11 protein-coding genes are annotated in these 14,714 nt (G+C 42.4%); 1 reads left to right on the top strand and 10 read right to left on the bottom strand.

Annotated elements, in window-relative coordinates; genetic code table 11:
* Positions 1-50: 50 nt before the first annotated feature.
* From DEM91_RS04575 to mnmA, 5 genes are all read right to left on the bottom strand, one after another.
* On the bottom strand, positions 51-1,202 hold the full coding sequence (locus DEM91_RS04575) for a TolC family protein (protein WP_249858140.1): 1,152 nt from the start codon (positions 1,200-1,202) through the stop codon (positions 51-53).
* A 7-nt stretch (positions 1,203-1,209) separates the two neighbouring features.
* Positions 1,210-4,317, bottom strand: a complete 3,108-nt coding sequence (locus DEM91_RS04570) for an efflux RND transporter permease subunit (protein ID WP_249858139.1) — start codon at positions 4,315-4,317, stop codon at positions 1,210-1,212.
* 18 nt (positions 4,318-4,335) lie between these two features.
* On the bottom strand, positions 4,336-5,472 hold the full coding sequence (locus DEM91_RS04565) for an efflux RND transporter periplasmic adaptor subunit (protein WP_249858138.1): 1,137 nt from the start codon (positions 5,470-5,472) through the stop codon (positions 4,336-4,338).
* A 97-nt stretch (positions 5,473-5,569) separates the two neighbouring features.
* Complete coding sequence (locus DEM91_RS04560) at positions 5,570-6,010, bottom strand: Fur family transcriptional regulator (protein WP_249858137.1); 441 nt, start codon at positions 6,008-6,010, stop codon at positions 5,570-5,572.
* Between the two features lie 196 nt (positions 6,011-6,206).
* Complete coding sequence (gene mnmA, locus DEM91_RS04555) at positions 6,207-7,283, bottom strand: tRNA 2-thiouridine(34) synthase MnmA (RefSeq protein WP_249858136.1); 1,077 nt, start codon at positions 7,281-7,283, stop codon at positions 6,207-6,209.
* An 869-nt stretch (positions 7,284-8,152) separates the two neighbouring features.
* Between mnmA and DEM91_RS04550 the strand changes: the two genes are divergently transcribed.
* Positions 8,153-8,596, top strand: coding sequence for a hypothetical protein (locus DEM91_RS04550; protein WP_025071484.1), 444 nt, complete (start codon positions 8,153-8,155; stop codon positions 8,594-8,596).
* A 171-nt stretch (positions 8,597-8,767) separates the two neighbouring features.
* On the opposite strand, the gene DEM91_RS04545 is transcribed toward DEM91_RS04550, so the two are convergent.
* The 5 genes from DEM91_RS04545 to DEM91_RS04525 all read right to left on the bottom strand — a co-directional run bounded on the left by DEM91_RS04545 (position 8,768) and on the right by DEM91_RS04525 (position 14,712).
* A complete protein-coding gene (locus DEM91_RS04545) occupies positions 8,768-9,703 on the bottom strand; it encodes an SPFH domain-containing protein (protein WP_249858135.1) in 936 nt (311 codons plus the stop codon).
* Between the two features lie 358 nt (positions 9,704-10,061).
* Positions 10,062-10,994 (bottom strand): ribosome small subunit-dependent GTPase A, encoded by a 933-nt coding sequence (rsgA, locus tag DEM91_RS04540; protein ID WP_249858134.1) that lies wholly within the window; start codon positions 10,992-10,994, stop codon positions 10,062-10,064.
* Between the two features lie 94 nt (positions 10,995-11,088).
* The gene (gene frr, locus DEM91_RS04535) at positions 11,089-11,649 is read right to left on the bottom strand and encodes a ribosome recycling factor (RefSeq protein WP_025071483.1); all 561 of its coding nucleotides are present in this window, start codon (positions 11,647-11,649) and stop codon (positions 11,089-11,091) included.
* 507 nt (positions 11,650-12,156) lie between these two features.
* Positions 12,157-12,969: a 16S rRNA (adenine(1518)-N(6)/adenine(1519)-N(6))-dimethyltransferase RsmA gene (rsmA, locus tag DEM91_RS04530; protein WP_249858133.1), complete on the bottom strand. Its 813-nt coding sequence runs from the start codon at positions 12,967-12,969 to the stop codon at positions 12,157-12,159.
* 432 nt (positions 12,970-13,401) lie between these two features.
* Positions 13,402-14,712 carry a DUF4302 domain-containing protein gene (locus tag DEM91_RS04525; protein ID WP_249858132.1) on the bottom strand — a complete coding sequence of 437 codons (1,311 nt, stop codon included), beginning with the start codon at positions 14,710-14,712 and terminating at the stop codon, positions 13,402-13,404.
* Positions 14,713-14,714 lie beyond the last annotated feature (2 nt).

The following is a 14,714-nucleotide window of genomic DNA, read 5'->3' as shown; positions in this document are numbered from 1 at the left end:
ACCAAAAGGGCTGACACCTCGTGAGAAGTGTCAGCCCTAAATTATTTTGTTTAATAAAGTTTTACCGGACAGCAATATATATTTATATAATCTTGCCATTTCTCATAGATTTTATCGACCTCCGTATAATAATCCAATAAGGACATCTCGCCAATTTCAACAATCTTTCGAAGAGTTTGTAGCGATTGACGTAAAAAACTCAAATCATAGGTGCTCAAAGAAGTGCGCAATTGTTCGAGTTCATTCTGGCGTGCCCTCCATTCATTACTTACTTTCATTTGCACATTGGCTTTTCTTAGCAACGCTCCTTCTAAGGCAGCCTGCGCTGCTTTCTTTTTGTGTTGGTTTGTGTAAAGCGGCAAAGAAAATCCTATTTGCACTCCATTACTAATCAAATCTCCATCAGTATTGCGTCGATATCCAATAGTAAGACGTGGCAACCAACTATTTTTATCGACTTTCAGTTGCTGTTGAGCCGCTTCTCTATAACCTTTAGCAGCAAGAACTTCCGCATCTGTTTGCAATAAGTGAGTGCGTAGCGAATCCGCATTAAACTTGGTCATGACCAAAGGATAAGCCAAATGTTCTAAGAGAAGGGGTTGATTTCCATTAAGTATCAGTAACTCTTGGTATACTCGCTGTCGGGAAGCCTCATTCTTGGCAATATCAGCATGTAGAGACATTTGTTCCATCTTTAATTTATTCAGTTCAAGGATAGTAGCCTCTCCATGTGCAAACCGCTTTTGATACAATTCCAAAAGCCGCTGCGCTTTCTCTAAACGGTCTGCCAAAACGTTCTTCAACTGATTCAACTGAATCCAATCCAAACATTTAATTTTTGCCTCGAGTAGCAGATCTCTTCGCTTTGTCTGATACTCCAAGTTCAATACACGATGCTGTTTCTTTGCCAATAATCGCCTGGCGCCATACAATGTAGGGAAATCAAACTCTTGCGCGACGATGAGTTCGGAACTGGAAACGCCAGGAATGCCACTCCTCATAAATGGACTATACTCCACAGAAAGGCCTTCAACGGTATTGCTTTGTTTTATTTCTTCGACCTCGCTCGCTATGTCTTTTTGTGCTGCCTGCAATTCTATATTGTTCTTTTCAATGCTTTTAAGCACATCGTCAATACCTTGCGCTTGGCTATACAAAACGCAAAGTAGGATTGCCCACAAAATAGTTGTTCTTTTTATCATGACCATTTTATATAAATTCATTACTTATTTCTTTCCGACAAATCCACTCATAAACAATCGGTATAATAAAGGCGTTTAAGAAAGTAGAGCTTAAGAGTCCGCCCAAGATGACTGTTGCCATAGGACTTTGAATCTCATTACCGGGCAAATCACCACGAAAAACAAGTGGAACAAGCGCCAACGCCGAGGTTAGGGCAGTCATCAAGATGGGATTTAGACGGTCTGAAGAACCTTTTAGCACACTCTCCCGTACGGTCAGTCCCTCATCTTCCCTTAACGAGTTGTAGCGAGTAATAAGCAACATCCCATTTCGTGTGGCAATTCCAAATAAAGAGATAAACCCGATAATGGCAGGAATGCTCACTTCGCCAGATGTCATCCAAAGAACCAACACGCCTCCAATGAGTGCAAAAGGCAAGTTCAGAAGAATGACACCACTTTCTACCGCATTCTTAAACTGCATATACAAAAGCAAAAAGATGACGACAATGCTCAGCAAAGAGGTGAGCAATAAGGTCTTACTGGCAGATTTCTCGCTTTCAAACTGTCCACCATATTCAATATGATACCCTTCAGGAAGATTCACTTTTACATTGATTTCTTTTTGAATATCGTTCACAACACTTCCCAGATCTCGCCCATTGGCATTGGCTGAAATCACTATTTTACGAGCCACGTTTTCACGATGAATGGTATTGGGACCTGTGGAAGAGATAATATCTGCAATGTTACTCAATGGAATCTTAGTACCGTTAGAGGTATCCACCATTAGGTTTCGTATATCCGCCATCGTACGTCGGCTCTCTTCATCCGAGCGTACGATGAGGTTAAAACTTTTGTTTCCTTCATACACCTGTGACACTTGCTCGCCTTTTAAGAACACCGCAATACAATCATTGAACTCTGGTTCTGTGATTCCATAGCGCGCCAACATTTCAGGTCGAGGCACTATTTTCAGCTCAGGACGCTCCACTTGCTGCTCTAAATTAAGATCTTCTATGCCATCTACATCTTCAATGGCAGATTTTATTTGACCACCAAGCATATACATCTTATTGAGGTCTTCACCAAACAATTTTATGGCAATGCTCGCTTTTGTACCACTGAGCATCGCATCAATACGGTGAGTAATAGGTTGCCCTATCTCAATGTTAGCCCCCACTATGGTAGACAGCTTTTCTCTTACATCATTTAAGAGCGCCTGATGTGAACGATTTGTCAACTCAAAGGGTGCTTCTATCTCCGACATATTCACGCCCAACGCATGCTCATCCAACTCTGCACGTCCCGTTTTACGTGCTACCGTCTTTATCTCTGGAATAGAAAGTAAAAGCTTTTCTGCCTGCTGACCAATCTTATTGGACTCCTCTAAGGATATGCCTGGCATGGAACTCACATTGATGGTAAACGATCCCTCGTTGAAAGGTGGTAAAAAACTGTGTCCTAAGGAAAAGAAAATACACAAGGTTGCCAATAGCACACCGCAGGCACTCCATAGCACTACTCGTTTATGGTAGAGTACCCAAGACAATCCAGTTGCGTAATGTCGCTTCAACCAATCTACAACCTTCGGCTCTTTCCATTTCACATTGTTTTGATTCATGTGTACATTAAGTAAATAACTGCACAGCACGGGAGTGAGGGTAAGCGCCACAACGGTTGATGCAAACAATGCCACAATAAAGGCGATGCCTAAGGGTATTAACATTCTGCCTTCCATACCGCTAAGAAAGAACAAAGGCACAAAACTGGCAACGATAATCAGTGTAGAGTTCAAGATGGGCAAGCGTACCTCTCTGGAAGCATGGTAAACAACATTCAGGATACCCAACCGCTCGGCTTTAGGCAAGAGATGATTCTCTCGCAACTTGCGCCAAACATTTTCAACATCGACGATAGCATCGTCTACCAACGATCCTATGGCAATAGCCATACCGCCTAAACTCATGGTATTAACACTCTCTCCTAACTGGTGTAACACTAACAAGGAGACCAAGAGTGACAACGGAATGGTAACCAAAGAAATGATGGTGGTACGTACATTGGCTAAAAACAAGAACAGTACAATCACCACAAAAAACGCACCCTCAAGGAGTGAATCCTTTACATTGTCAATAGAGCTTTGGATAAAGCTCGACTGTCTAAACACATCTGTAGACACATGGACATTCGCCGGTAAGTCTTTCTGCAAATCTTCAATCGCCTTATCCAAGACTTCCGTCAATTCTATGGTTCCAGTATTGGGTTGTTTGGTAACGGTGAGCAACACTGCAGGCTTCCCCTTTTCGGAGGCGACACCTAATTTGGGACTTTCCGAACCAATTTTTATCTCTGCAACATCAGACAAAGTCACGGGATAATCGCCTGTTTTCTTCACCACAGTCTTGCCGATGCGCTCAAGAGCAGGAGTCGGCATCATCCCTCGAATTACATATTCATTCCCAAATTCGTAGAGTACACCGCCATTCGTATTCTTATTCATGCCTCGAGTGGCTGCCATCACATCTGCCAAATTCACCCCATAGTGATTCATCTTACGGGGATTCACCTGTATTTGGTATTCTTTCTGATCACCTCCAATGACTGCAACTTGTGCAACACCACCAATGGAGAGCAGTCGTGGACGAATCGTCCAGTCGGCTAAAGTACGGAGATCTAACATGGAAGTGCTATCCGATGTCAGGCTTACTATCATCACCTCGCCCAAGATAGACGATTGCGGTCCCAAGGTGGGTCGGCGTACTGTGCTGGGTAATGACTCTGAAACGGTCAAAAGCTTTTCCGAAACAATTTGGCGTGCACGATAAATGTCTGTCCCCCAATCAAACTCAACCCATACTACCGAAAATCCTGTTGTTGATGAAGAGCGTACCCTGCGCACACCTGTGGCGCCATTCACGGAAGTCTCAATGGGAAAAGTAACCAACTGTTCCACTTCCTCTGCCGCCATTCCCTCTGCCTCCGTCATTACCACCACAGTGGGTGCATTGAGGTCAGGAAATACATCCACCTCTGTTCGGTGGACGCTGTACAAGCCCATGAGGACGAGTACCACAGCACACACCAATATCAGAAGACGATTGTGTAATGAAAATTTTATAATTTTATCTAACATAACGTTCCTCTCCCCCTATTAATGCGAATGACCTGGTATCTCCATTGTAGATGCGGCGAGCTTTACATGAATTGCTCCTTGTATCACTACCTTCTCTCCACTCTTTAATCCCGATAGGATTTCTACTCGTGTACCATCCGACTCACCTAACTTCACTTCCTGCTTTCGATAGTGAGTCGCTTCTTCTTGAATATAAATAAAATAAACTCCTTGCTCTTCTGTAATGGCAGATATAGGAACACTCAATACATTGGGGCGTTGGGTTGTCAACAAATAAATCTCGGCAAACGCACCAGGAACAACTCCATTGCGATTATCAAATTCGAACGTGACGGGTATGAAAGCCGACTCCATACTGGAGGCCTTACCATAAGTCAATAGTTTCCCACCCATAGAGGACAGCTGATACACCTGTTGACTATAAGAGGTCTTGAAGTTGGCAGATGTAATTTGACTCAACATACCATAACTACTTTCTGGCACTTCTGCTCGCAGATAAAGATGCTTGTTTTGTGAAATCGTCATGAGTGGCTGCCCTACGTCCACATAGTCACCTTGTTTTACCAAGCACTCTTTGATAAACCCTGACATCTGTGCAACCACTGCGACTCCACTCGAATTACTTCTTCCCAAAGCCTTATAAGCGAGTGCAGCTCGTTCCATGTTGGCTTTGGCATCTAAATATTCTTTCTGCGTCACAATTTTATCAGCTACCAAGTCTTTCTTTCGCTTATAATCTGCCAAAGCCGTCTCGTAAGCAATTCGAGCCCGTTGTGCAACATCTCCTTCAGGAAGTTGATCAGAGGAAATGCGGAACACACTCGTGCCTTTACCCACCGACATTCCCTCGGTCAGAGGGTGCAGCATTGACACAATACCTGCCACCGTAGCCACTACGGTCTTTTCTGAACCATAAGCTGGCAACACCTTACCACTCACTTTCAGTACGCCATGAAAGGCAGCTGGCTTTATCTCTCGCACCACAACTCCAGCAGCTTGCGCTTTCTTCTGGTCTAACTCTATCAAGTTAGCATGCTCATGCGAAGCCTCCTCTGCTTTCTCCGTTGGTGAATTTGAATGCTGTTGGGGATTGCTTTGACAAGCTGAAAGAAACATCCCCCCTAAAATAATCTTATAAAAGAATGGTCTGTACATACATTTAATTGTTTTGTATGCAAAGGTAACCATACGGGGATGCAACTCGGTGTCAAACCCTTATCGTGTTCGAAAGGGCGGAAATTCAAATGTTTTGTTATCTGTGGAAATCTTTCTTCGCTTGACAGTCTGGACACAAGCCTTTCAACATGTAATTGACAGCATGAACCTGAAAACCTTCGGGCAACTCAAGAATTGGTGCATGTAGCGTCTTAAAACAAAAAACTTTCTCGCAGACTTCACAATAAAAGTGGACGTGCATGTCGTCATCTACATGCGTGTTATCGGTCGTGCAGATTTCATACCGCACCAAGCCTTTACCATCTTCTATGGAGTGAATGACTCCTTTCCTTAAAAAGAGTCGCAAGACACGGAAGATACTTGATTTCTCTAAGGTCAACAGGTTGTTCTCTAAGTCGGAGAGACTCACAGGTCGATTCATTTCAATGATGGTGCGCAACACCAATATGCGATTGGAAGTAGGCTTGACGCCCGCTTTATTTAGAATGTGAATAATAAGATCGATGTCTGCTTTCATTGCTGAAAAATATTTAGAAAAGATAAGAAACTATGTATTACATGTTGCTCAAAGCGCGACGAAGAGCTCGTTTACAATAGCGGGGCTGCAAAGAGTCACTCATGTTCAGAAAGAACATTTTGGTATTGTTGCACAAATTAGTGTTCCGCATTTTTACTCCCATTGAGAGGAAATTCCTGTTGTAAAACCGTTGTCATCATACAGTAATCTCTCCCGAACCAATACAACAATGGTGCTGCTCATCATAAACCACACAGAACTGTCCTGGTGCAACACCATGTATTGCGGTCTCTGCATGAACAGTATAACTATCTGGTGCTGTTTGTTCGATGATACCTGAGTGAAATTCTGGGGTGTGTCGAATCTTAAAGGTAACATGATGCATGTCTATAGGCATTGTCAAAAAATGGAAGTCATGTATCTTGAAGTCCTTTTGATAGGCGGTTTGGGGGTCGTAACCCTTACTAATATATAATATATTGTTGGCGACATCTTTCTTCACCACAAACCAAGGACCGCCTCCAAAGCCTAACCCATGACGCTGACCAATGGTGTGGAACCACAATCCACGATGCTCGCCTATCTGTTTTCCCGTTTCCAGTTCAATGACCTTTCCACGATTTTCACCGACATACCTCCGCAAATATTCGTTGTAATTGATTTGCCCTAAGAAACAAATACCCTGACTATCCTTCCGTTTGGCATTGATAAGGTGTTCACGCTCAGCAATCTTACGCACCTCACCCTTCTGATAATGCCCTATGGGGAACAGGGCTTTCTTGAGCTGCCAATCATAGATTTGCGCCAAGAAATCTGTTTGATCTTTCACAGGGTCAGGACTTGTAGTAAGCCACTTCCTACCTTCTATTATCTCGGTTTGAGCATAATGCCCCGTCGCTATCAAATCGTATTGATACCCCATCTTTTCATGAAAGGCACCGAACTTGATAAGTCGATTGCACATCACATCGGGATTGGGCGTGTACCCCGCCTTCACTTTCTCCATAGTGTAGCGAGTCACCTCATTCCAATACTCTTTGTGACAGTCTACCACCTGCAACTTACAACCGTATTTGGCTGCTACATGAGTCGCCATCTCTAAATCTTCTTCCGATGTGCAATCCCATTCTTCTTGCTCTTCGGGTCCAATTTTTATGTAAAAGCAGTCGGGTTGTATGCCCATACGTACCAACTCGTACACGACCACCGAACTGTCAACGCCGCCTGAGAGCAACACCGCAATACGTTTATCCTTTATTTCATCTATGTTCATCAATGCAATAACCCTTTCATCTATGTTGTGGTTGATAGTGCAAAGATAATGATTTATTTCAGGTTATGCGATGATTACAAGGCGATTTTATGGTCTACGAGGAGAGAACCACTGTGTTCTCTCAAAATATCGCATACTGTCTATACATCACGATTTTTGACTTCCATGCGCAGCTCTTTCAATGAAGACTCATATTTATACAACGAACAACTCCAACGAAGCAACGTAAGTCATATTGATGTATGCCACATGGAAGGCTCATTAATGCTGAATTTTCTTTACAAAGAGCCTCTCATAACTCGCGTGAAATCATCCAACAGTAAAGTGGGTCGCAAATACGCGAATTATGAGAAAGGTTTGTAACACATTGTTATTGAATATATTACATCTATCATGCCGCTTTTCTTGCCTATTTTTACCATTTTTTGGCAACTAAAGCATTGAGATAAGCCTCCTATTTGCATGCTTTAATGCCTCTATGTTATGTAAATAACACCCTTAAAGAGTGTTTCCAAGGGCGTAAAGTCAATGTTTGAACTAAAAAAGCCGTCAATTTTGTGAAAATCAGCCCATTTTTGTAGTGTGTTTGCCTATTCATTTTTTCTATTTTGAAGATTTTAGATGGTCGTTTTTTGGTAAAACAATAGGACAAAAACGACTCCTGCCTTTACCAAAAAGCAGCAGCCGTTTCACCGCATTAGCATTGTTGTTGAAACAAAAGAATAAAGATGATTTTTCATCATAAACCACGTTTCTTCATGTAAGCCCCATGACCTTCAAGTGTAATTTTATGACTTTTAACTTGGATATATAAAATATTATTCGTACATTTGAGTTATTATATCATTATTAAACTAACGAAGATAAAAATGAAAAAATTAGCTATTATGTTTGCAGCTGGCTTGATGCTTGCTGCATGTCAATCAAACGGAAAGAAGTCAACCGCAGGAGATTCTCAAGATGCAGCATTAGATTCTGCAACGGTAGTAAACACAGATACCATGGCTTATGCTGGTGAAGGCCCTGCTGCTGACGGTACATACAAGTACAGTCTGAAGCTTTATGGAGATTCTATCACAGAGTTTGCTTACGAGCAAGTAGCCGTTACCCCTAAAGGAACAGAAACTATGGCTCGAACCACGGGTATTGCACACCTCATTCAGCACAATGGTAAAGAGTATGTTCGTGTTCAGGAGCACAAGGAAGACTCGGTTACATTCCTCAAACTCGATGACACAACCCTGCGCTTAGTATCTAAAGATTTTGAAGAAGCAGGTGAAGGAACTAACACAGACTTAAAGTTGGTTCAGTAAGACTGCGCTTACAAAGCGTGTAAAACACAAAAATGCCAAGAGAGATATTTGTCTTTCTTGGCATTTTTGTAGTTGGTGATAGTGTTCAACGTATGATTCTACACTTACTGCTTCAAAGAGATAGGTGCTGTAGAAAGCAATAAACAGCGCCTTCCACCTTCGCTAACTATCTTAATTTCCAGTATTTACAACTGGATGAACTGTATCATCACTACACAAAACCACCATTAAGTTACTTACCATGGCCGCTTTCTTTTCATCATCTAAGTTAACAACTTGGTCTGACGAGAGTCTATCGACTGCCATTTTTACCATAGATACCGCACCCTCTACAATCTTTTCACGCGCCATAATCACCGCATCAGCTTGCTGACGTCGTAGCATCACAGCTGCTATCTCTGGCGCATAAGCCAAGTAATTGATACGCGCCTCTATCACTTCGATACCTGCCATCTGCAAACGTTCGGCTAACTTCGTTTCCAATTCTTTATTGACAGATTCGTCACCATCGCGCAAAGTGATTTCATCCTTATCTACTTCATTCGAATCATAAGCATATTGACCGGCGACTTGTCGAAGTGCTGCTTCACTTTGAATCATAACAAAATTTTCAAAGGCACGCATAATTGAATTCACATTTTTGAGCGTTTCTCCCTGCATACCGTTAGCCATAGTTTGCGAATCTATTTCAAAAACCGCTTTGTAGGTATCTCTCAGGCGCCACACCAACACCAAACCAATCATCACAGGATTGCCCACTTTATCATTAACCTTAATGGGGTCGGCATTCAGATTGCGTGCGCGTAGCGATAGTTTCTTTGTGGTGATAAAAGGATTCACCCAATGGAAGCCGACTTTCTTAAAGGTGCCTTTATACTTTCCAAAGAACATCATTACTCTGGCTTCATTGGGCTCTATCTGTACAAAACCAGCCAAGAGGATTAAGTCTAAAACAAAAAGCACGCTGCCTATCACGGAGAGGGCGACGCTGGTATCGATGCCCATGACAAACAAACAGATACTAATGGCTAAAAGCACAAAAAAGACAAGCAACATCACAAAACCGTTGATGCTCATCCCAACAAAATTTATTTCCTTATTTTCCATAATCATCATTAAATTAGTAGGTGAAGGATGACCCAAATATACAAAAAATCATTGAACGTGCCAAGTCTACAAAGCATTTTTAGCAAAAGCTTAATGGCTGAAACTAAAAATTCATACATGTGAAAAGAAGGTGAAAAAAGACAGCTCATCGACTCTCAGACTGTCTTGCCGAAGGAGGCAAAGGGCACATGATTGTTGATACGGACTCCCTCTCGTGATAGAAGAAAAAATAAAGAACAAGGGATTGAAAACCGAACGCTATCACTTTAGACCCATAACCCTTTGGAATTGTTAGGTGATAGCAATGCAATAGATTGCTAAAAGCACAGAGGTAAGAAGAATTGCAGAGAATCTTTGGCTAATAGGGCTCACGATATTTGTTCTCTTCCTTGTCGTCCAGCATGCTAAGGTAGCTCTGGTAGCGACTTTCGGAGATATAATGGTTTTCGACAGCCGTGCGCACTGCACACCCCGGTTCGTGCGTATGGGTACAATTATTGAACTTGCAATCTTTCGAAAAGGCAAAGATTTCCTTAAAATAACTGGTCAGTTCTTCTGGCTCTATATCAAAAGTTCCAAAGCCTTTGATACCTGGCGTGTCAATCACATAACCACCGTGTGGAAGTGCTATCATCTCACTAAAGGTGGTGGTGTGTATGCCTGTGCCATGCGCATCACTAATTTCGGCGGTGCGTTGTTCGGCATGAGGGATGAGTACATTGATGAGTGTAGACTTTCCTACCCCACTGTTTCCACTCAATAGGGTTACTTTTTGAGCCAATAGTGCATCGATAACCTCCATTCCTTGTCCTGTCTCTGCGGAGATTTCAACACAATGATAACCGATGGTTTCATAGAGGTTCATCATCATTTGTTGATAATGGTGTTCCTCTTCATTCAGCAAATCGGTCTTGTTAAAAACCAACACCACGGGTATGCGATAAGCCTCTGCCCCAGCCAAGAAGCGGTCGATAAAAATAGTAGATGTTTCGGGATATTTAATGGTGACCAATAAAAAAGCTTGGTCAAGATTGGCAGCAATAATTTGGCTTTGTTTTGACAGATTGGGGGATTTGCGAATGATATAGTTTTTTCGGTCATCAATTGCCGTAATCATTGCCGTACCCTCAGCGTTGGTAACTATTTGCACAAAGTCACCAACGGCAACGGGCGAAGTGCTACGTATGCCCCTGAGACGAAAGTTACCTTTTAACTTACAATCTATCAGTTGTCCACTGTCTGTCTTTACGGTGTACCAACTACCCGTATTCTTAACAACCAATCCGTGCATGAATGTGATTCAAGTTGATGTGTAAAAAGAAAGCAAGGAAATTGACGAATGGACAAGCGGTTTGTTTGCTTTTCCATTCGCCAACACATCGCTTTTAGACGGTCATTATTTCTTTTGTTTTCTCCTCAAGCAGACGGTCTACGTTCTTGATATATTTATCGTGAACGTTCTGCAATTCATTCTCGGCATCCTTTCCAGCATCTTCTGAAAGCCCATCTTTAACGGCTTTCTTCAGTCTGTCTTTAATCTCAGAACGCACGTTACGCACTTCAATCTTGGCTTTCTCACCAATTTTATTGCATTGCTTCACTAAGTCACGGCGTCGCTCTTCGGTGGGTTGTGGAATACCTAAGCGAATAATCTCTCCGTTATTCTCGGGAGTAATACCCACATCAGAGTCCATAATCGCCTTTTCAATGTCCTTGATGGCTTTTTTGTCCCATGGCTTAATGGCGATGGTACGTGCATCGGGTACCGAAACGTTTGCAACTTGGTTAAGTGGCACCATGGAACCATACGAGTTTACCATGACTCCATCCAAGATAGCTACGTTTGCTCGTCCTGCACGGACGCGACTCAAAGACTCTTCTAAGTATGTGGCAGCCATTTGCATACGCTCTTCTGCCTCTTTCAATGTAGCATTTACGTCTATCATATTCTGTATTGTATTAGTTTTATTGTTTTCAAAAATGGAGGCTGTTCAAGAAAATTCATCCATAAAAAGGACGTTTCAATAACCTATTTATGTAAAAATAGTGCAAGCCGAAACCAAAAAAAGTTTACTTATTTTGGTGAGGCGCAGCCTATCTTATGCAAAAAGAATACGAGCCGAACGCAATCAGGCTTGCCTGAAATTGCTAAGGCGAAGTCTCTTTTATGCAAAAATAGGGATTTATTCCGAATTATACAACTGTTTTATAGAAATAATTATGGGAGCAGACAAAGGCGGGTCAGCTGGATGAACAGCTTACATTCGTCCTGTCGAATCGGCTCGAAAGAAGAGAGGGAAGTGCAAAATATCCATCACGAGTACGCTCGCCATGGTTTCTACTAACGGAGTTGTGCGTTCGCACATCCCACCTGCAGCGAGCATTTCAGATGACAGCAGCTGAGCCTTCTTCGCTTTCTACCCTCCGTGCCTTGATGTTGATTTGAAGGAAGGCTACTGTTTTGAAGCCTGAACTCGGTGCAATTCTACCTCTACCCGATTAGTCAGGTCAACAAACTGTTGGATAGAGAGTTGCTCGGGGCGCATGGTCATCAACTCTCCCGCATAAAATTCGGCAGAGGCATTGTTGCCTGTAAATAGCTGTCGCAGGCTTACACGGAGCATTTTTCGACGTTGATTGAAGACGGCTTTCACTAATCGTTTGAACAATTGCTCATTACATCCCAAATCAGTGGTCGCATTACGAGTCATTCGGATAACTGCACTTTTTACTTTGGGGGGCGGATTGAACACACCTTCATCAACAGTGAAAAGATATTCTACATCGTACCAAGCCTGTATCAATACTGATAAAATGCCGTAAGTCTTATGCCCTGGCTCCGAAGCAATGCGCAAAGCCACCTCTCGTTGTATCATTCCTGTGCAGCAAGGAATGAACTCTTTGTTTTCAAGCATCTTGAAAAAGATTTGGGAGGAGATGTCATAAGGATAATTCCCCGTTAAGACAAAAGGACGTCCATCAAAGACTTCTTGCAAATCCATGCGAAGAAAATCCTGACCTATAATATTGCCCTGCAGTTTTGGAAAGTGGGTATGCAGGAACGCTACCGACTCTCTATCAATTTCAACAGCTTTGATTTCACGAGGCTTCTCCACCAAATACTGGGTCATCACGCCCATCCCTGGTCCTACTTCAAGAACGGGTATATCTGGACAAGCATCCACCGTATCGGCAATTCGCTTTGCAATATTCAAATCGGTCAGGAAGTGTTGGCCTAAATTTTTCTTGGGTCTGACTAACTTCATGTGATGTTATTTTTGCGAAGCTCGCACAACTAAAAGCGTCAAGCCTTCTTCAATACGCAAACTTCTATATTCTAAAAGCAAAGATAAGCATTAAATCTGATTTGCTGAGCATTAAGATACAGAATCCTACTGAAAATCTTTGTTTTTATCATTCTACAAAGTAAGCCCTCGCCATTCTATAGATTTCTCCTTGCATTCCATTTCTTTCTTTTCCACCACGAACTACCTTTGGAATGGAAGAAATAAGTAGCTGATTACATCCAAGTGAATGCTTTAGCTTCTCGTCATGAGCGAAAACACGATAATTATTTCATGCCACATCTGACATAACATCACTCATTAGGCAATCTAAAAAACATTCCTCACAAAATTTTCCACTCTTGCAAATGAACAACCTTGTGAGGAACGTTAAATGATGATTAATTTCTGTCCTTAGTTGGCAAAGAAATCTACAACTTTGTTCCGAGTAACCGTGAAAGTGTTTTCAGAATTGTCAACTTCAGTAAACTTGATGTAGGTCGGATTCTTGAGATTGTCAGTCTCAAGTTTGAACACACGGTCTACAAACTTCTTATTGACATTATTGACAAAGGGTAGCACACAAGGTAAATAGCCCGCGTTTTTGGCATAGAAATTGGCGTTGCCATTGCCCTTTCCCTCAAAGCCAATGCTTATTTGGTCTTTGCCAATGATTTTATAGGTGAAATAGTACTGGCACCAAAAAGTTCCTTCACCGCCTTTGCTTGCGAATGTTAAACCAAATTGTGGTCCCTTGTCTTTATTGATCAGCTCTGTACCAAGACCTGCGCTAATGATATTTTCTCCCATGCTTGCAGCTCCAGGTTTAATCATATTCCAGTATTTTTGACCGTAAGCGCTGAAATTGCTGAAAGCAAAGAACCAATTGGTATTTACAAACTGTTCGGTAATAGGAGGTACAACAGGCTTCAATAGCACGTTTTTGTTGTTGGCGTCTACCCATTTATCGTCATCAGAATAAATAAACTCTGAGAACGTTTCACCAGCTATGGTTACTGGGTTGTACAGTTTAATTCCCTTAGCAGTAACCACGAAGTTGAGCCGTGTTTCATCTTGGCTGTCTGGGTTGGTAAACGAGATAGTGTGGTGGCTGCGCAAAGCCCTGTAACTTTTGCCTTTAATGACTACTTCATAAATATTGTATTTCATGCTGGCAAAGCGCTTCTGGACGGCGTCAATGTAATTAGACCAATTGGTACTTTTCTTCAATGGTAACATGACCACGCGGCTGTTGTGCTTCTTGCCCTTAAGAATGATGCTGTCGGCAGAGGCTTTCATTACACGAAACTCCAAGTCGCCTAACATACCTTTTCCGTCAACACCGTTTCCATCTGGATTGTGCGGGTCGGAGAAATAGTGGAAGATGTCATTGTACTCATCAAAAGAGAGTATCACACCCTGACTCTGTTCTATCTTGTAATGTGACGTGAACGTGGAGTCTTTGCCAGCAACTTCACTTGCCACAGTGACGCGGTCGTTTTTATCAAACTTGCAAAGTACGTTGTAGCCGCCATACATGGACGAACCATAATAGTGCATAACCCAGCCGTCTGCTGGTGTTGTGAGGATATCCTTTGTATTATTGATGGCCTCGCTCATGCGCTGCGATGAAGACTTGTCAAACAAGTCATCGACCTCTGGCGAGCAAGCCGTCGCAAGGAGGAGCGCCGCAAGGAAAGTAAAGAGATTGAATATCTTTTTCATAT

The organism is Prevotella sp. TCVGH (assembly GCF_023522295.1).
Lineage (GTDB): Bacteria > Bacteroidota > Bacteroidia > Bacteroidales > Bacteroidaceae > Prevotella > Prevotella timonensis.
The sequence above is the reverse complement of the archived record's forward strand: the minus strand, read 5'-3'. Positions and strand labels throughout refer to the sequence as shown.

What these genes read in the sequence shown, in the direction of transcription:
- DEM91_RS04570 (WP_249858139.1), bottom strand. Translation starts at nt 4,317, where the DNA reads ATGTTAGATAAAATTATAAAATTTTCATTACACAATCGTCTTCTGATA.
- rsmA (WP_249858133.1), bottom strand. Translation starts at nt 12,969, where the DNA reads ATGAAGTTAGTCAGACCCAAGAAAAATTTAGGCCAACACTTCCTGACC.
- rsgA (WP_249858134.1), bottom strand. Translation starts at nt 10,994, where the DNA reads ATGCACGGATTGGTTGTTAAGAATACGGGTAGTTGGTACACCGTAAAG.
- DEM91_RS04525 (WP_249858132.1), bottom strand. Translation starts at nt 14,712, where the DNA reads ATGAAAAAGATATTCAATCTCTTTACTTTCCTTGCGGCGCTCCTCCTT.
- mnmA (WP_249858136.1), bottom strand. Translation starts at nt 7,283, where the DNA reads ATGAACATAGATGAAATAAAGGATAAACGTATTGCGGTGTTGCTCTCA.
- frr (WP_025071483.1), bottom strand. Translation starts at nt 11,649, where the DNA reads ATGATAGACGTAAATGCTACATTGAAAGAGGCAGAAGAGCGTATGCAA.
- DEM91_RS04560 (WP_249858137.1), bottom strand. Translation starts at nt 6,010, where the DNA reads ATGAAAGCAGACATCGATCTTATTATTCACATTCTAAATAAAGCGGGC.
- DEM91_RS04550 (WP_025071484.1), top strand. Translation starts at nt 8,153, where the DNA reads ATGAAAAAATTAGCTATTATGTTTGCAGCTGGCTTGATGCTTGCTGCA.
- DEM91_RS04565 (WP_249858138.1), bottom strand. Translation starts at nt 5,472, where the DNA reads ATGTACAGACCATTCTTTTATAAGATTATTTTAGGGGGGATGTTTCTT.
- DEM91_RS04575 (WP_249858140.1), bottom strand. Translation starts at nt 1,202, where the DNA reads ATGATAAAAAGAACAACTATTTTGTGGGCAATCCTACTTTGCGTTTTG.
- DEM91_RS04545 (WP_249858135.1), bottom strand. Translation starts at nt 9,703, where the DNA reads ATGGAAAATAAGGAAATAAATTTTGTTGGGATGAGCATCAACGGTTTT.